Origin of the sequence: Nonomuraea sp. KM90, assembly GCF_052246675.1 — a bacterium.
Classification (GTDB): domain Bacteria; phylum Actinomycetota; class Actinomycetes; order Streptosporangiales; family Streptosporangiaceae; genus Nonomuraea.
This window is the reverse complement of record NZ_JBQQCB010000181.1, coordinates 1-17,363: the sequence shown is the minus strand read 5'-3', so window position 1 is coordinate 17,363 and position 17,363 is coordinate 1. Positions and strand designations below refer to the sequence as shown.

Below are 17,363 nucleotides of genomic sequence, written 5' to 3'. Positions count from 1 at the left end.
CTTCCTGCCCACCGGCAACAGCGGCTCCAGCACCGCCCACTGCGCGGCGGTCAAATCACCCCGACCCACGCAAAGATCATCTCGCAAGTGAACCACCTAGGTGATCCACTTCTGAAACAGGCCCTAGAAGCACTGACCGCGCTCCCCTTGATCCGCCGCCACGCGCGCACCAGCATGGTCATCGGCACCCGAGGACGGGAGGCGTGTGGCGTGAACGACCACAGCGGCGGCGCTCGCAAGATCGAGCGCCCCGGCGTGCGGGAGACGTGCCCGGTCGGCCGGGGCGACGACGGCACCTGGCGGGTCCGCGGCTACGCGCAGGCCCGCGCGGTGCTGCGCAGCGACACCACCGTGCAGGCCGGGCTGGGCATCGAAACAGTGGAGAAGCTGCCGGCCAGGATCCGGCGGCCCGTCCTCTACCGGGACGGGCCCGAGCACCGGGAGCACCGGCGGCAGACGGCGAAATACTTCACGCCGCGCCGCGTGGACGAGCGCTACCGCGGCCTGATGGAGGAGATGGCCGACGCCCAGCTGGCGAAGCTGCGGGCGGCGGGCGAGGCGCAGCTCTCCGAGCTCAGCTTCGGCATGGCGATCGGGGTGGTGAGCTCGATCGTCGGTCTCACCTCCGGCAAGCCGGGGCTGCGGGGCCGGCTGGAACGCTTCTTCCCGGAGGAGTACGGGCGGCCCGGGCTGACCAGCGCGAGCGGGATCTACTGGTTGTTCCGGCAGAACGCCAACTGGCTGCGCATCTACCTGGCCGACGTACGCCCGGCGATCCGCGACCACCGCCGCGAGCCGCGCGACGACCTCATCTCGCACCTGATCGCCGAAGGGTGCACGGGTGCCGAGATCCTCGGCGAGTGCCTGACCTTCGCCGCGGCGGGGATGGTGACGACGCGCGAGTTCATCTGCGTCGCGGCCTGGCACCTGTTCAGCGACGACGCGCTGCTGGAGCGCTATCGGGCGGAGGACGAGCCGGGGCGGCTCGCCGTGCTGCACGAGATCGTGCGGCTGGAGCCCGTCGTGGGCCGCCTGCTCCGGCGCACGACGGGCGCGATCGAGCTGGACGGCGCCGACGGGCCGGTCACGGTGCCCGCCGGCGCGCTGGTCGAGGTGTTCGTCGACGCGGCGAACACCGACGCGCGGGCCGTGGGGGCGGACCCGCTGTCGGTGTGCCCCGGCCGCGCGATCGACGGGGGCACCGGCACGGGCGCCGGCACGGGCAGCGCGGCTCTCGCCTTCGGCGACGGCGCGCACCGGTGTCCGGGGGCGGGGATCGCGATCCTCGAGACCGACATCTTCCTCAGCCGCCTCTTCGCCATGGAGGGAATCCGGATGGCGTCGGCGCCGCGGGTGACGTTCGACAACGACATCGGCGGCTACGAGATCCGCGGCCTGACCGTCAGCACGGGGCCCGGAGGTGCGGCGGGGGCTCCGGACTGACGTGCCGGGGCCCGCCCGGCGAACCGTCAGGGCCGGTGCGCGGGCCCCTCCAGACCGGCGGGCGGGGCGTCGGGGTCGCACTCTCGTAGCCGGCGTCGCAGGTGTGCGCGCTCGGGCTCGGTGCCGGCCGTGGTGAGGGCCTCGCGGTAGGCGGCCGCGGCCTCCCGGTGGCGGCCCAGCCGCTGCAGCAGGTCCGCCCGGGCCGTCGCGTACGGGTGGTAGCCGTGCAGCCGCTGCTCCCCGGCCAGCTCGTCGAGCAGCGCCAAGCCCGCCTCCGGGCCGTCCCGCATCGCCACCGCCACGGCCCGGTTGAGCGCGATCACCGGCGACGGCGCGAGCGCGAGCAGCACGTCGTACAGCGCCACGATCTGCGGCCAGTCGGTGGTCGCGACGGTGGCGGCCTCGTCGTGCAGGGCGGCGATGGCGGCCTGCACGCCGTACAGGCCGGGCGGGCCGCCGGTGAGCGCGACGATCACCAGGCCCTGGCCCTCCTCGATCATCGAGCGGTCCCAGCGCCCCCGGTCCTGGTCGTCGAGCAGCACCAGCTCGCCGTCCCGGCCGATCCGCGCCTCGCGCCGGGCGTGGACCAGCAGCATCAGCCCGAGCAGGCCGGCGACCTCCCGCTCACCGGGCAGGAGCCGGCGCAGGATCCGGGCCAGCCGGATGGCCTCCTCGGCCAGCTCCAGCCGCTGCAGGTCCGGGCCGGAGCTGGCCGCGTACCCCTCCGTGAAGATCGAGTAGATCACCTGGAGGACGCCGGGGAGCCGCTCGGGCAGCTCGTCCGCACCCGGTACGCGGAACGGGATGCGGGCCTCGCGGATCTTCTTCTTGGCCCGCACGATCCGCTTGGCCATGGTCGCCGTCGGGAGCAGGAACGCCCGCGCCACCTCCGGCGTCGTCAGCCCGGCCAGGCAGCGCAGCGTCAGCGCCACCCGGTCCTCGGCGGGGAGGGCGGGGTGGGCGCAGGTGAAGAACAGCTGCAGCCGCTCGTCGGGCAGCTCGCCGTCGGTGTCGGCGGCCGGTGCGGGCCCGGCGCGGTCCGCCTCCACCTGGAGGACGGCCAGGCGGGCGGCGTACGTGCGGTCGCGCCGCAGCCGATCGACGGCCCTGCGGCGGGCCGTGGTCATCAGCCAGGCGCCCGGTTTCGGCGGGACGCCGGTGGCGGGCCAGTGCACCAGTGCCGCCTCGATCGCCTCCGAGGCGACCTCCTCGGCCAGGTCCAGGTCGCCGAAGCGGCGCACCAGGGCGGCGAGCAGCCGGCCCCGCTCCTCCCGGAAGATCGCCTCAACGGAAGGCCCCACCGCCCCGGCGTCTTGCCCGTCCATCGTCATCAGAGCCTCCCATCGCCATCTCCGGCCACCCCGGCGCCGTCAGGGTCCGGCCGGGTTCGGAAGCCGCCTGCCGGAACCCGACCGCCTGGACCCCGGCCGCCTGGACCCCGGCCGCCTGGACCCCGGCCGCCGTCAGAACTCGGCGACCGGGCGGACCACGACGGAGCCGCCGCCGCGCGCCCCCGGGCAGCGGGCCGCCCAGTCGAGTGCCACGTCGAGGTCGGGCACGTCGATGACGTAGTAGCCGCCGAGGACCTCCCGCGTCTCGGCGAACGGCCCGTCGGTGACGGTCCGCTCGCCCGACGGGCTGACGCGGACGGTGGTGGCGGTGGTCAGGTCGGCGAGCGAGTGGCCGGAGACCCACACCCCCGACTCCCTGACGCTCTTGTCGTACGCCATCCACTCCTCCATCGAGGCCCCCTCGGCGGCCCCCTCGGCGGCGGCGTCGTCGGTGGCGGGGCTGTTGATGAGGAACATGTACTTCATGACCGTCTCCCGTGTCGTCGTCGTGCGGCGGTGTCGCCGCGTCCCTATCTCTACGAACGGGACGGACATGGAAGGACAGGCCGCCGGAAAAACTTTCTACCGGCACTTCTCACCCGGCGAGGCCGAGGTCGGCCAGGAAGCGGGCCAGGCCGACGCGCTTGCGGAACAGCTCGGCCAGCTCGGGCGTGACCGGCTCCCCCAGCCGTTCCACAGGGATCGCGGTGAACGCGCTGCGCAGCACCAGGGAGGTGACGTACCCGGTCGCCAGCCCGTCGTCCGGCATGCCCTGGTCGGCCAGGCCCAGCGCGTACGCCTCCTGGATCGTCCGGTGCACGGCGGGCAGCTCGCCCGGTTCCGTACGGCCCTCGTGGGCCAGGCCGACCAGGAGCTGCCCGAGGTCGAACCCGACGGGCGCCGGCTCCTGCCAGCCCCAGTCGATGGCGACGAACTCGTTCGGGCAGGAGGCGGGGACGAGCAGGTTCTGCGGGCTGGCGTCGCCGTGGGCCATGGTGTGCGGCAGGCCGTCGAGCGTCTCCAGCAGGTCCGGTATGCGGTGCCCGAGCGTGTCCAGGTCCATCCGCAGCAGCGGGTCGGCGTGCGCCGCGATCAGGGGATGGCGCCAGACGGCCGGGTCGCGCAGGGCGGGCAGCGCGCCTCCCCTGACGCGGTTGGTGACGTACACCCGCAATCCGGGCCCGGTGCCCGGTCCGGGAGCCGGGTGCAGGCCCGCCAGCCGGCCCAGGGCCCGGGCCGCCGCCGCGTACCGGGTCAGGTCCCACTCGGCCGCGACGGTGCGTACGTCCTCCAGCCACAGGTCGAGCCGGTCGTCGCCGAGGTCGTCGAGGAGGAACAGGCGCGGCATGCGCAGCCCGGCCGGGAGCGCCATGCCGGAGGTGTACACGTCGGCCTCGATCCGCCACGGGAAGACGGCGACGAAGCCGGCGCGGGCCTCCTCGGGGATCAGGTGCAGGTTCGGCCAGTGACGTACCGAATGGATGGACTTCACGAACAGGGACCATGAGCGGCCGCAGGTCGTCGTCCCGGAGACGCGGCGCAGGGCGCCGGTGGAGGGGGTGCCCGGCACGTGCGCGAGCGGCTCCACCCGGGACGAGGCGACCTCGGCGTCGGGCTGGTCAAGGGCCTGGCGTACCAGGGAGGTGAGATCGACGTGCGAGGGGATCGCGGACATGTCCACACCGTGCCCGGCCCGGCGGCCTCCGGCATAGAGCATGGCTTACTCAAACGAGGGCCGGGCCGCGGGCTCCGCATCGGCGAAACGGGCGCTTATCATCCCCTTGTGCGCGCCCAGTGGCCTTTCGCGGGACGGATGACTCAGCTGGCGTCGGTCGCGGCGGCCCTGGAGGCGGGGGGTGCCGTGCTGGCCGGTCCCGCGGGCGTGGGCAAGAGCCGCCTGGCCGCCGAGGCCGTCCGCGATGACGGCCAGGTGGCGCGGGTCCGGGCGACGGTCGCGGCCTCCGGCATCCCCCTGGGCGCGATGGCGCACCTGCTGCCGCCCCGGCCGCCGGAGAGCAACCTGCTGCGCTGGGCCGCCGACGCCATCGCGCGCGAGCACCGGGCGCTGCTGGCCGACGACGCCCACCTGCTCGACCCGGTCTCGGCCGCGCTGGTGCACCACCTGGCGAGCGGCGGCCGGACGCGGGTGCTGGCCACGGTACGGGCCGGGGAGCGTGCCCCCGACGCGGTGACCGCGCTGTGGAAGGACGAGCTGCTGCCCCGCCTGGAGCTGGCCCCGCTGACGCTCGGCGAGACCGCCGAGATCCTGGCCGGCGCGCTGGACGGGCAGGTGGAGCCGACGACCGTCAGGCGGCTGTGGCGGGTCAGCGCCGGCAACGCGCTGTTCTTGCGCGAGCTCGTCCTGGCCGGCGAGTCCGGCGGCACGCTCACCGAGCAGCGCGGCGTCTGGCGCTGGCACGGCGAGATCCCCGTGACGACGCGGCTGCGCGAGCTGATCGAGGGCCGCCTCGGCGACATCGCCGGCGGCGAGCGGGCGGCGCTGGAGCTCATCGCGTACGGCGAGCCGCTCCCCGTCGCCGCCCTGACCGCGCTCGCCCCGCAGGAGACCCTGCGCGGCCTGGAGGACCGCCAGCTCGCCACCGTCTCGGACCCCTGCCCGGGGTCCGGCCTGTCGGTACGGCTGGCGCACCCGCTCTACGGCGAGGTGATCCGCGCCGGCTGCGGCACCCTGCGCACCCGGGAGGTGCTGCGCCACCTGGCCGAAGCCGTCGAGGCCGCCGGCCCGCGCACCCCCGAGGACCTGCTGCGCATCGCGGTCTGGCGGCTGGACAGCGGCACCGCCGACGACCCCGCCCCGCTCGTCAGGGCCTGCCACGTCGCCAGGAACGTACGCGACCTGGAGCTGGCCGCCAGGCTGGGCCGGGCCGCGCTGGCCGCGGGCGGCGGGGCCGCGGCGGGCATCCCGCTGGCCACCGTGCTCAACTACGCCGACCGCTACGACGAGGCCAAGGAGGTGCTGGACCGGCTGGCCGGCGAGCCGATGGACGACGGGACGCGCGGCGAGTACCACGCGGTGCGGGCACTCAACCTCTTCTGGGGCTTCGGCCGGGACGAGGAGGCGCGCGCCGCGCTGACCCGGGCGCGGGAGACGATGACCGAGACGGAGCCGAGCCAGGGCGTCCTGACCGTCAGGGGCTCCATCGAGCACTCAACCGGCCACTTCGCCGCGGCCCGCGCCACGCTCGGGGAGGTCCGCGCCATCGCCCACCCGCCGGGCCCCCGCGTGGCGGCCGGGACGGCGGTGATCGAGGCGGCCCTGCTGCTCGGCGCGGGGCGCGGCCGGCAGGCCATGGAGTCGGCGGGCGAGGCCCTCGACATGATCGCCCGGATGCCCGAGGGCCTCCCGTCGATCACGGCGGCGGTGGCCATCGTGGGCGCCGGGGCGTCCGTGCTGGCCGGGGACCTGGCGGCGGCCGAACGGTTCTCCGAGATCGGGTACCGCATCGGCGAGGACTACGCGGGCTGGGATCGGGCGCTGGTCACGTTCGGGGCGCAGCGGGCCCAGGTGTGGCGGCTGCGGGGGGATCCGGCGGAGGCGATCCGGCTGTGCCGGCAGGCGGCCGTGCGGCTGCGGGGCCGTACGTTGCAGGCCGGGCCGTGCCTGGCCGAGCTGGCGCACGCGTACGCGCTGATCGGCGACGTACCGGCCATGCGGGGCGCGCTGCGCCTCGCCGACGAGCTCGTCCTGCCGGGCACGCACCAGACGGAGTACGCCTTCCGCCTGGCCCGCCCGTGGACGCTGGCGGCCGAGGGCGACGTCAAGGGCGCGATCGGGGCGGCGCTGGAGACCGCGCGGGCGGCGCGCGGCGAGCCCGCCCACCCCGGATACGAGCTGTTCGCGCTGCACGACGCCGTCAGGCTGGGCGCCGGTGACCGGGTCGCCGGCCGGCTGGCCCGGCTCGCCGAGGTCGTGGACGGCGACCTGGCCCCCGTTTTCGCCCGGCACGCCCGCGCGACGGACCCCCGGGAGCTCGACGAGGTGTCGGCCGCGCTGGAGGGGCTCGGCCTGGTGCTGCACGCGGCCGAGGCCGCCGCGCAGGCCGCGGCCGGCTACCGGCGCGACGGGCTGCGCAGGAGGTTGCGCGCCGCCGAGACGCGCGCCTGGACGCTGGCCCACCGGTGCGCGGGAGTGCGTACGCCGGCGCTGGTGGGGCTGGCCGTGCCGCAGCTGACGGCCCGGCAGCGGCAGATCGCCCAGCTCGCGGCGTCGGGGCTGAGCAACCCGGACATCGCCGACCGGCTCGTGCTCTCCAGGCGGACGGTGGCGAACACCCTGGTCCAGGTCTACGAGCGGACGGGGGTCAGCAGCCGCGCGGGCCTCGCCAAGATCTTGGGCTTCCTCGGCTGACCGTGGGTGCACACTGCAAATCTTGCGCACTGCCATGAACGGCTTCCCGTCCCGCGGCGTATCCCTGAGTAGCGGCACCACGCATGAGGACCACGTCCCGGAACCCGGAAGGGGTGAGGGTGTATGCGATTCCGCCAGAGCCGTCGCATTCTCATCGGTTGCGGCCTTGGCCTGCTCTGCTCGACGACCGCCTGCGCCGGCTACACGCCCACGCCCGGCTCCGACATGGCCGCGCTCAGCACCGTACCGGCAGCCGTCGGCACGGAGACGACCGAGCCACCCCCCACCCCGGCCGAGGAGGAACCCGACAGCGGGATCAGGGAGACCGACTGGGGTCCCCTGTCAGAGGTCGACCGGGACCTCATCCGCAAGGTCCGCCTGGCGAGCCTGTGGGAGATGCCCATCGCCCAGGACGCGGTGCAGCGGGCCAGCACTCCCCGCGTCCGCGAGATCAGCGAGGAGATAGCGAGCCAGCACCACACCCTGGACCGGCAGGTGCGCGACGTGGCCGCGAAGCTGGAGATCAAGCTGCCGGTGAAACCCACCACGCAGCAGCAGGCCTGGATGACCGACATCTCCGGCCGGTCCGGCGCGGCCTACGACACCACGTACGTCAAATGGCTGCGCCTGGCCCACGGGCAGATCTTCCCCCTGATCGGCACGGTGCGCGGCAGCACGCAGAACACGCTGGTCCGCCGCTTCTCCGAGCAGGCCAACGCCGCGGTGCTCAACCACCAGCGCCTGCTGGAGAGCACCGGCCTGACCACTCCGGCGAGCTTCCCCACACCGCCCGCCTGACGGCCGGCACCCCCACCACGCCGCTACGACCGGGGGCCGCCGAGTTCGCTGAGAGCGGCCCCGACGGACGCGGACACCTCGATGTCGCCCTCCACGTGAGCGGGCAGCAGGCCGCCGCCGACCACGATCAGCCGCCCGCCGGCGACCCTGGCGTGCCGCGCGGCCGACACCAGGATCTCGCCGGCGCACCGGTCGATCGCCGCCAGGCCCCCGAGGTCCACCACGAACAACGGCGGAACCCTTCTCACCAGCGCATTGACCACGTACTGCTTCAGGATCAGGCACGCCACCGAGTCGAGCCGCCCCGTCAGCGACAGCAGATCGACGTCCCCATGCCGGTCGAGCCGGAGGTCGAAGTCGGGATCGTCGGGGTGGACGTCTGATTCCGCGCGATTCATGGTGTGAGTCCCCGGTCGGATGGCACGCCTTCACAGCGCCGACCAGTCTTCCCGGCTCTCCGTAAAAAGACGATAGCAGTCACTTGCCCTGTGCAACGATTGCGAAGGGCACATGAGCCGGAGGAACGGCCGCGAAGACGGACCCTCCTCCCTCACAGCTCCGGGATGTCGGCGTGTGCGGCGACCTCCCTTTCGTCGGCGGCCTCCGAGAACGCCGACAGCGCCGCCACGACGGCGGCCTGCTGCTCCTGCGTGAGCTGGGCGAGGATCCGTGCCAGGTCGGTCCTGCGCTTCTGCGTCACGCCGTCCACCAGGGCGCGCCCCTCACCGGTCAGGGCGATCCGCACCGTCCGCCTGTCGCTGGGCAGGCGGCTGCGCCGCACCAGCCGCTTGGCCACCAGACGATCGCACATGCGGGTGGCCGTCGACCTGTTCACATCGAGGGCCTCGGCCAGGTCCATGAGCCGCTGCGGGCCCCGCGCCGCGATGAGAACGAGCGCGCGGTACTGGGGCAACGTCACGTCGCCGCCCGCCGCGGCGATCGAACGAGCCGCGACTCCCACGAGCGCCCGGCTGGCCGTGAGGACCGCCTCCACCACGGGGTCGTCCTCGGAAAGCGCTCCAACGAGCCTGTCCGTCACGCCGTGCTCCTCATCACTCGGCCCATCGTCATCGGGAGAACCGGACGTGCGAACGATCACCCCCCGGAGTCACCCGCGAAGCCACCTGATGACATGCATGATGGCATCGGATGACGGAGGTCAGCCGTCCAGACGGCACAGGCCCTCGGCGAGGGCCTTGGTGGTCAGGCGGGTGCGGCTGTCGCAGCCGAGCTTGGCGAAGATGTGCTCCAGGTGGGTCGTCACCGTGCGGACGCTGAGCACGAGCGCGGCGGCGATCTGCGGGTTGGAGTCGCCGGCCGCCACCCGGGTGAGCACGTCCACCTCCCGCCCCGTGAGCTCGTACGGCAGCGGGCACGGCCGTTCGGCCGCCACGGCGCCCTGGAGCGTGCCCTGGAACCCGACGCCCGCCCTGAGCAGCCGCACCTCGCGCCAGCGGCCGTCGCCGCCGAGCCAGAGCCCGTGCCGGCTCAGCTCGCGCGAGTCGATGAACGCCCGCGCGTACGCCGCCATCGACGGGTCGTCCCACAGCGTGGCCGACGTCTCGCGTCCCGGCACCTCGCGGCGCGTGCCGAGCCGGTCGAAGGCGACCGCGCGGAAGTCCGGCGGCAGCCCCACCGGGTCGATCACGCACCTGGTCAGGTCGGTGACGTGCGCCAGCAACGGGCTGACCGCCGCCACCAGGGCCCCGGTGCGGCGTGGGAAGGCGTCTCTGGAGGCCAGGTGCAGCAGGCCCGTGTAGCGGCCCTCGCTCAGGAACAGCGGCGTCGTCAGCCCGGCCCGCCAGCCGTAGGGGGCCAGGTGGCGGCGGAAGTAACGCTCGGTGCCCGGCTCGGGCATGCCGACCGGCGCGCGGGTGGCCATGGCCCTGCGGTACGCGTCCAGCCCCGCGTACTCCTCGGCCGCGTCGCGGTCGATGCGCGGGTGGCCGTCGGAGACGACGCTGTGGTGCCGCCCGGTGGCGGGGTCGTACGCGACGAACTCGTAGGCGTCGAGCGGGACCACGCGGCGCAGCGCCGCCATCGCGCCGTGCGCGCCCCCACCGCCCGCGACCTGGTAGCCGACCTCGGCGAACGTCTGGAGCTGGCGCACGTCCACGGTGATCTGGGCCACGCTGCTTTTATATCATTTGCCAAATTCCACCCGAGGTTTTACCAAAGGCGTACCCGCGGCGCCGGATGCTATGGTCGCCTCATGCAGCGCGCTTCCGTCACGACGACGCCGGACACCGTCCCGGCGCGCTGACTCCATGCTTCCCGGGCGAACGCCCGGGAGCTGGTCGTTCGCCCTTTCCCAGGAAAGGATGATCATGAACGACCACCGCAGGCTCGGCCGCGAGCTGGGCATCTTCGACACCGACCCGCTGATCGGCGCCGGCCTCCCCTACTGGCTGCCCGCGGGCGCGGCCGTGCGCAAGGCCGTGGAGGACTACGTCCACGAGCTCGAACGCCGCAACGGCTACCAGCACGTCAACTCGCCGGTGCTGGGCAAACGGGAGCTGTACGAGCGCTCGGGCCACTGGGACCACTACGCCGACGACATGTTCCCGCCCATGGAGGTGGGCGGCGAGAAGTTCGTGCTGCGGCCGAGCCTGTGCCCGCACCACGCGCTCATCTACCGCGCGCGCCAGCGCAGCCACCGTGACCTGCCGCTGCGCGTGGCCGAGCTGGGCGGCATGTACCGCTCGGAGCTGTCCGGCGTGCTGGGCGGGCTGACCAGGGTACGTGGCATCCAGCTCAACGACGGCCACGTGTTCTGCGCCCCCGATCAGGCCGCCGCCGAGGTGTCGGCCGCGCTCGACCTGATCGAGGCCGCGCACGTCCAGCTCGGGATCCGGGCCGCCCGCTACCGGCTGTCGCTGCGCGGCGAGGGCGCGAAGTTCGTGGACGACCCCGCGATGTGGGCCCGCTCCGAGGCGATCCTGCGCGAGGTGATGAAGGAGCGCGGCCGCGACCACGACGAGGAGCCCGGCGAGGGCGCCTTCTACGGGCCGAAGATCGACATCCAGATCGCCGACCCGGCCGGGCGCGAGTCCACCCTGTCCACCGTCCAGGTGGACTACTTCCAACCCGAGCGCTTCGACCTGGGCTACGCCGGCGGCGGGCGGCCCGTCATGGTGCACCGCAGCGTCGTCGGCGGCATCGAGCGGCTGGTCGCCCATCTCATCGAGGTGCACGGCGGCGCCTTCCCCGCCTGGCTGGCGCCCGTGCAGGCCGTGGTGCTGCCGCTGTCGGACTCCGAGCGGCCGGCCGCCGAGGACCTGCTGCGGCGCTGCCTGGCCGCCGGGTTGCGGGCGGAGCTGGCGCCCGCCGACCGGGGCAGCCTCGGGGCCAGGATCAGGGCGCACCGGCTGGTGCCGTACCAGCTCGTGGTGGGGCCGCGCGAGGTGGCGAGCGGGCTGGCGTCGGTGCGGCTGCGGGACGGCGGGCAGGCGGGCGAGGTGCCCGTCGAGCAGTTGGCCGCACGATCCCGACCGTTCGTCTGACGGTGGAGCGCAAGTGGAGATCAATCGGATAACGGAGGGTTCCCTGATCGCGTAGACGGCTCATAAAGTCCCTGCAAAGCCGTGTCGGGAGGATGCCTTGACCGAGCTGAACGATCGTGAGGCCGCGCTGGTCTCCGCTCACGAGCAGGAACGCCCGGCCCGGGAGCTGGGCGGGCCCCTGCGGCTCGGCGTGTGGATCCTGGGCGGGCTGCTGTCGGCGTACTCGCTGGCGGTGGTGTTCCGGCCGGTCGAGGCGATCCAGCACCGGCTGACGTTCCTGGCGGTGGCGTTGCCGCTGGTCTTCCTCTGCTACCGCTCGGGGCTGGCGCCGCTGGTCCGCCGGCTGCTCGGGCGGCCCGAGCCGGTCCGTGCGGGCGAGGGCCCGGGCCGCCGCGTGGAGTGGCCCAGCGTGGGCGACTGGGCGCTGGCCGCCGCGTCGCTGGCCGTGCTGGTCTACCCGCTGGCCGACATCGACGGCTTCCGCGAGCGCGGCTCGGGCGCGGCGCTCACGGACCTGGACGTCGCGGCGGGGCTGGTGCTGACGGTGCTGCTGCTGGAGGCGGTACGCCGCACCGTCGGCTGGTCCTTCGCCGTCATCTGCGTCGCCTTCCTGCTGTACGCCTATTACGGGGCCTACCTGCCGATCGACTGGACCATCGGGCACCCCGGGTTCGACTTCGCCCAGATCGTGTCGCAGCTCTACACCGGCACCGAGGGCTTCTTCGGCGTCCCGATGCAGGTGGCCGCGAGCTACATCATCCTGTTCACCGTCTACGGCGCGGTGCTCGACTACTCGGGCGCGAGCAAGTTCTTCATCGACCTGAGCTTCGCCGCCTTCCGCCGGTCCCGCGCCGCCCCCGGCCGTACGGTGACCACGGCCGGCTTCCTGCTCGGCACCGTGTCGGGCTCGGGCGTGGCCACCACGGTCAGCCTGGGCAGCGTCGCCTGGCCCGTGCTGCGGCGGGCCGGCTACCCGAAGGAGGCGGCGGGCGGCATCCTCGCGGCCGGCGGCATCGGCGCCATCCTGTCGCCGCCGACGCTGGGCGCGGCGGCGTTCATCATCGCCGAGTATCTCGGGAAGAGCTATCTCGAGGTGCTGCTGTACGCGACGATCCCCACGATCCTGTACTACCTCGGCATCTTCCTGGCCATCGAGATCGACTCGCGCCGCTTCGGCACCCACGCCGTGGTGGTGGACGCCCCCCGGGCCGGCCGGCTGCTGCTGCGCTTCGGCTACCACTTCAGCTCGCTGATCCTCATCGTCGTGCTGATGGCGCTGAACCGGTCGGCGTTCCAGTCCGTGGTGATCGCCACCGCCGTCGCGTTCCTGCTGTCGTTCCTCGACCCGCGGCACCGGATGGGGCCCAGGCGCATCGGGCGGGCGCTGGCCAAGGGCGCGCTGGAGGTGCTGCCGGTGACCGCGGTCTGCGCGGCGGCCGGGATCATCGTGGGCTCCATCACGCTCACCGGGCTCGGGCAGAACCTCGCCGACATCATCGTGGACATCGGCGCGGGCAGCCTCGTCATCACCACGGTCATGGCGGCCGTCGCGGTGCTGGTGCTGGGCCTGGCGGTGCCGGTGACGGCCAGCTTCATCATCGCGGCCGTGATCATCGGGCCGGCGCTGTTCGACCTCGGGGTCACGGCGCCGGAGGCGTACATGTTCGTCTTCTACTACGCGGTGCTGTCGGAGGTGAGCCCGCCCACGGCGCTGTCCGCGGTGGCGGCGGCGGCGATCACCGGCGGCAACACGTACCGGACGATGATGATGACCTGGCGTTACACGTTGCCGGCGTTCCTCGTGCCGTTCGCCTTCGTGCTGACGCCGAACGGGCAGGCGCTGCTCGGGCAGGGCCCGATCGGCACCGTGCTGCTGATGACCGCGGTCTCGGCGGTCGCCGTGGCCGCCCTCGCGATGGCCACGGGCGGGCTGGCCGCCTGGCCGGAGCGGGTGCTCGCGGCGGTGGCCGCGGTGCTGCTGCTGTTCCTCGAACCCGTTCCCATCGTCGCCGGCCTGGCCCTCCTGGCCGTGGCCGCCGCCATGCACCTCGTCAGAAGAAGGAGAAGGGACCCAGCGTGAAGCGGATTCTTGCGATAGTCGCCGCCGCAGTCCTGGCCGCGGCGGGCTGTGGCGGCGGCGGTGCCGGCGGGGGCTCGGGCAACCGGCTCTCGATCGCCACCGGCGGCACGACGGGCGTCTACTACGTCTACGGCGGCGGCCTGGCCAAGCAGCTGTCGGCGAACATCGCCAACACCCAGGCCACCGCGTCGGTCACCTCGGCCTCCGTCGAGAACATCAAGCTGCTGGCCTCGGGCAAGGCCCACATCGGCTTCTCCCAGGCCGACACGGCCGCCGACGCCGTCAACGGCAAGGACACCTTCACCGCCAAGCAGCCGATCAAGGCCATCGCCCGCATCTACGACAACTACACCCACCTCGTCATCGCCCCCGGCGTCGCCGTGACCAAGGTGGCCGACCTGAGGGGCAAGCGCGTCTCGCTCGGCCCGGCCAACTCCGGCACCCAGGTCGTGGCCAGGCGCGTCCTGGAGGCGGCCGGGCTCAACCCCGACACCGACATCACCAAGCAGCAACTGTCGATCAACGAGTCGGTGCAGGCGGCCAAGGACGACACCATCGACGCGTTCTTCTGGGTCGGCGGCCTGCCCACGGCCGGCATCACCGACCTGGCGTCGAGCAAGCCCGGCATGAAGCTGCTCGACACCGGCGACGTCCTGCAGAAGATGCAGGCCACCTACGGCCAGCAGTACGTCCCGCTCGACGTGGACATGTCCACCTACAAGCTGTCCGGCACGATCAGGACCGTGGGCATCGCGAACGTGCTGCTGGTGCCCGACTCGATGAACGAGCAGCTCGCGTACGACATCACCAAGACGCTCTTCGAGAAGAAGGCCGAGCTGTCGGCGGTGCACCCGGAGGCGAAGAAGCTGGACGTGACGCTCGGCCAGCAGGTGGCCCCGGTCGAGCTGCACCCGGGGGCCGCCCGCTACTACCGGGAGAAGGGCTGACCAGGCCGCTCCTGGCGCTCGTGACCGTGTTGGCGTCGGCGGCGGCGCTCGGCTCCGGCTCAGGCGCCGGGCGCCTGACCGTGAACGGCCTGCCCGTGGTCGGGGGCCGCTTCCTGATCGCGTACGTGCACTCGGTCTATCACGCGCCCTCCGCGGAGGTGTTCACCGTGGAGGGCCGCCGCTTCACCATGCGGGCGGTGCTCTCGCTCGACGAGAGCGTCCTCGACTACTACGCGCTGGACGGCGAGCGCGCCCGCGCCCCGGGCGGCGGGTGGGTGCTGCGGCTGGCCGAGCCCGCCACGTACGCCGAGCTGTCGCTGCTCAGCACCTCGATCGGGCGCCGGACGCTCGTCTCCGGCGGCCGCTGCCTGCCCCTCTATCCCGCCACGGGCGCCGCCGAGGTGCGCCTGGCCCTGCGCCTCACCCCGGACGTCCGGGGCGGGGCCTGCGGCTACAGCCAGTCTTTCTTCTTGAACACCGAGTACAGCGCCACCGAGGCCAGCGCCACCAGGATCGAGGACGCCCAGAACCCCCAGGGCTGCCCCGACCCGGGATAGGGCACGTTCTGCCCATAGAAGCCGGTGATCATGGTGGGCACGGCGATGATCGCGGCCCAGCTGGTGACCCGCTTCATGATCTCGTTGAGCCGGAAGCCCTGCTGGGCCAGGCGGGTCTCGCGGACGTTCGCGAGCAGGTCGCGGATGGACTCCACCCATTCGGTCACGCGCAGCACGTGGTCGTAGACGTCCTCGTAGTAGGGCGCCATCACGGGGTCGGCGATGAGGTCCTGGTCGCGGCGGAGCAGGGTGCCGACCACCTCGCGCATCGGGATGGTGATCTTGCGCAGCCTGGTGGTGTTCTTGCGCAGGACGTACATGGCGCGCTGCAGCTCCCTGCCGTCGCGCACCTCGTCCTCGAACAGCGACTCCTCCAGCGCCTCCGCCTGCCCGTCGAGGTCCTGCACCAGGTCGAAGTGGCTGTCCACCACGTGGTCGAGCAGGCCGTGCAGCAGGTACGTCACGCCGTGGCCGGCCATGCGGGAGCCGGCGTCCCAGCGCCTGACCACGTCGTCGATGTCGAAGTGGTCGTTCTCGCGGATGGTGACCAGGGCGTTCCTGGTGACGAAGATGTTCACCTCGACCGGGTCGAGCCGTCCCTCGTCGAAGTGCACCCCGTAGACGGTGATGAACAGGTGGTTATCGTAAATATCCACCTTCGGCCGCTGATGGTCGGAAACGACGTCCTCGACCGCCAGCTCGTGCAGGCCGAGCTCCTCACCGATCATCCCGAGGTCGGCGGGCGACGGGGAGCACAGATCGAACCAGACCGTGTTGTCCGGGTCCGCCACATAGTCGGAGACCTCCTCGATGGGGAACCCTTCCTTCTCGAGGACACCGTTCCGGTAGAGACGCGTGTGCACTACAGGAGTCTGGCAAATTGTCTGGCGTTACGCACGGCCGCGCCTCCCGGATCGTTGTTGAAGTAGACGTAGGCGTCGCCCCAGCCGGCCTCGCGCACCCGCCGGGCCCACGTCCCGAGCGCGCTTTTACCGTACGCGAAGCCCGACCGCCCCTGGTGCAGGCGTACGTAACCCCAGTCGGCCGTACGCCAGAACGGGGCCTGCGGCCGGCCCAGCCGATCCGCCCAGCACAGCGCGGCGGCCCGGGCGATCAGGATCCGGCGCACCTCGTCGGTCCACCACGACTCGTGGCGGGGCTCGACGGCCACCCGGATGCCACCGGGGAAACAGCCCAGGCACCGGTCGAGCCGGCCGGGATCGGCCTTGAGCGTCGGCGGGAGCTGCAGCAGGATCGGGCCGAGCTTGTCCTTCAGCTCCGCGGCTGCGCCCATCAGGCGCGCGACCGGCTCCTCCGGCTCGGCCAGCCGCTTGATGTGGGTGAGGAACCGGCTGGCCTTGACGGCCATCACGAAACCGGGCGGGGTCCGGTCCCGCCAGGCGGCGAACGACTCCGCGCTCGGCAGGCGGTAGAAGGCGTTGTTGCTCTCGACGGTGGCGAACTCGGCCGCGTACGTCTCCAGCCAGAGCCGCATCGGCACGCCCTCCGGATACAGGACCCCGCGCCAGTCCTTGTACTGCCACCCGGAGGTGCCCACCAGCCATGTCATGCCGTTGGGACTACCCCAGGGGGCGGCGTGCAGTACTGTCCTTGTTCGTCAGCCCAAGGAGGACCTTTCACACGATGGGCGCCAATCACGTCCACGGCACCGCCGTACCCACCTCCCGGCGCGCGGTGGTGGCCGGCCTGGCCGTCCTGGTGCCGCTGGCGATCATCACGCTCGCCGGTCTGCTGTGGCTCTGGCCGGACGGCGGGCAGAGCGCCGCCGCACCCCAGTCGGGCGTCGAGCGGCTCACCGGCACGGTCGTCAGCGTCACGCTCAAGCGCTGCCCCGCCGCCCCGGAGGGCTCGCCCCAGCCGGACCCGGCCACCTGCGGCAACGCCGTCGTCAAGGTCGGGGACGGCCCGGACCTGGGCAAGGACGTGGAGCTGCGCCTGCCCGGCGGGCCGGGGGCGCAGCACTTCGGCGTGGACGACGAGGTGATCCTGCTGCGCGGCGCGGACGGGGCGTACCAGATCTCCGATCATGACCGGGCCATGCCGCTGTGGCTGTTCGGGGCGGCGTTCGCGCTGGCGGTGATCGCGTTCGGGCGCTGGCGCGGGGTGACGGCGCTGGTGGGGCTGGCGGTGACGTTCGTGCTGCTGCTGACGTTCGTCATCCCCGGCATCCTGGAGGGCCGGCCGCCCATGCTGGTGGCCATCGTGGGAGCGGCGGCGATCATGCTCGCGGTGCTCTACCTCACGCACGGCTTCTCGCTGTCCACCTCCGTGGCCGTGCTGGGCACGCTGGCCAGCCTCACGCTCACGGGGCTGC

General features: G+C 73.0%; 16 protein-coding genes. 8 read left to right on the top strand and 8 right to left on the bottom strand.

Annotated elements, in window-relative coordinates:
* Positions 1–210 precede the first annotated feature (210 nt).
* A complete protein-coding gene (locus ACTWPW_RS58825; protein ID WP_443174197.1) occupies positions 211–1,443 on the top strand; it encodes a cytochrome P450 in 1,233 nt (410 codons plus the stop codon).
* Positions 1,444–1,469: 26 nt separating this feature from the next.
* On the opposite strand, the gene ACTWPW_RS58820 is transcribed toward ACTWPW_RS58825, so the two are convergent.
* The 3 genes from ACTWPW_RS58820 to ACTWPW_RS58810 all read right to left on the bottom strand — a co-directional run bounded on the left by ACTWPW_RS58820 (position 1,470) and on the right by ACTWPW_RS58810 (position 4,449).
* The gene (locus tag ACTWPW_RS58820) at positions 1,470–2,774 is read right to left on the bottom strand and encodes an RNA polymerase sigma factor (protein WP_443174196.1); all 1,305 of its coding nucleotides are present in this window, start codon (positions 2,772–2,774) and stop codon (positions 1,470–1,472) included.
* 132 nt (positions 2,775–2,906) lie between these two features.
* Complete coding sequence (locus tag ACTWPW_RS58815; protein WP_443174195.1) at positions 2,907–3,260, bottom strand: YciI family protein; 354 nt, start codon at positions 3,258–3,260, stop codon at positions 2,907–2,909.
* A 109-nt stretch (positions 3,261–3,369) separates the two neighbouring features.
* Complete coding sequence (locus ACTWPW_RS58810) at positions 3,370–4,449, bottom strand: hypothetical protein (protein WP_375109449.1); 1,080 nt, start codon at positions 4,447–4,449, stop codon at positions 3,370–3,372.
* A 138-nt stretch (positions 4,450–4,587) separates the two neighbouring features.
* Between ACTWPW_RS58810 and ACTWPW_RS58805 the strand changes: the two genes are divergently transcribed.
* Positions 4,588–7,143: a LuxR C-terminal-related transcriptional regulator gene (locus tag ACTWPW_RS58805; protein ID WP_443174194.1), complete on the top strand. Its 2,556-nt coding sequence runs from the start codon at positions 4,588–4,590 to the stop codon at positions 7,141–7,143.
* A 123-nt stretch (positions 7,144–7,266) separates the two neighbouring features.
* Positions 7,267–7,941, top strand: a complete 675-nt coding sequence (locus ACTWPW_RS58800) for a DUF4142 domain-containing protein (protein ID WP_443174193.1) — start codon at positions 7,267–7,269, stop codon at positions 7,939–7,941.
* A 23-nt stretch (positions 7,942–7,964) separates the two neighbouring features.
* Here the strand turns inward: ACTWPW_RS58800 and ACTWPW_RS58795 are convergent, their stop codons facing one another.
* From ACTWPW_RS58795 to ACTWPW_RS58785, 3 genes are all read right to left on the bottom strand, one after another.
* Positions 7,965–8,339, bottom strand: coding sequence for an STAS domain-containing protein (locus ACTWPW_RS58795; RefSeq protein ID WP_443174192.1), 375 nt, complete (start codon positions 8,337–8,339; stop codon positions 7,965–7,967).
* Positions 8,340–8,491: 152 nt separating this feature from the next.
* A complete protein-coding gene (locus tag ACTWPW_RS58790) occupies positions 8,492–8,980 on the bottom strand; it encodes a MarR family transcriptional regulator (protein WP_375109445.1) in 489 nt (162 codons plus the stop codon).
* A gap of 120 nt (positions 8,981–9,100) precedes the next feature.
* Positions 9,101–10,072: a response regulator transcription factor gene (locus tag ACTWPW_RS58785; protein WP_443174191.1), complete on the bottom strand. Its 972-nt coding sequence runs from the start codon at positions 10,070–10,072 to the stop codon at positions 9,101–9,103.
* Positions 10,073–10,142: 70 nt separating this feature from the next.
* Here ACTWPW_RS58785 and thrS point away from each other — a divergent pair, with 70 nt between their 5' ends.
* From thrS to ACTWPW_RS58765, 4 genes are all read left to right on the top strand, one after another.
* Positions 10,143–11,444, top strand: a complete 1,302-nt coding sequence (thrS, locus tag ACTWPW_RS58780; RefSeq protein ID WP_443174190.1) for a threonine--tRNA ligase — start codon at positions 10,143–10,145, stop codon at positions 11,442–11,444.
* A gap of 97 nt (positions 11,445–11,541) precedes the next feature.
* Complete coding sequence (locus ACTWPW_RS58775) at positions 11,542–13,524, top strand: TRAP transporter permease (RefSeq protein WP_443174189.1); 1,983 nt, start codon at positions 11,542–11,544, stop codon at positions 13,522–13,524.
* Positions 13,521–14,471, top strand: coding sequence for a TAXI family TRAP transporter solute-binding subunit (locus ACTWPW_RS58770; protein WP_364111958.1), 951 nt, complete (start codon positions 13,521–13,523; stop codon positions 14,469–14,471). Before ACTWPW_RS58775 ends, ACTWPW_RS58770 begins: the two co-directional genes overlap by 4 nt.
* 20 nt (positions 14,472–14,491) lie before the next feature.
* Entirely contained in the window at positions 14,492–15,028 is a 537-nt protein-coding gene (locus ACTWPW_RS58765) for a hypothetical protein (RefSeq protein WP_443174188.1), read from the top strand.
* On the opposite strand, the gene ACTWPW_RS58760 is transcribed toward ACTWPW_RS58765, so the two are convergent.
* Together ACTWPW_RS58760 and ACTWPW_RS58755 are read right to left on the bottom strand one after the other, a co-directional pair.
* Complete coding sequence (locus ACTWPW_RS58760) at positions 14,923–15,891, bottom strand: magnesium transporter CorA family protein (protein ID WP_375109439.1); 969 nt, start codon at positions 15,889–15,891, stop codon at positions 14,923–14,925. The two genes, ACTWPW_RS58765 and ACTWPW_RS58760, sit on opposite strands and share 106 nt — an antisense overlap.
* The gene (locus tag ACTWPW_RS58755; RefSeq protein WP_443174187.1) at positions 15,891–16,598 is read right to left on the bottom strand and encodes a DUF72 domain-containing protein; all 708 of its coding nucleotides are present in this window, start codon (positions 16,596–16,598) and stop codon (positions 15,891–15,893) included. The genes ACTWPW_RS58760 and ACTWPW_RS58755 overlap by 1 nt, the downstream gene beginning before the upstream one ends.
* A 74-nt stretch (positions 16,599–16,672) precedes the next feature.
* Between ACTWPW_RS58755 and ACTWPW_RS58750 the strand changes: the two genes are divergently transcribed.
* On the top strand, positions 16,673–17,363 hold a 691-nt coding region (locus tag ACTWPW_RS58750; protein WP_443174186.1), incomplete at its 3' end, for a YibE/F family protein.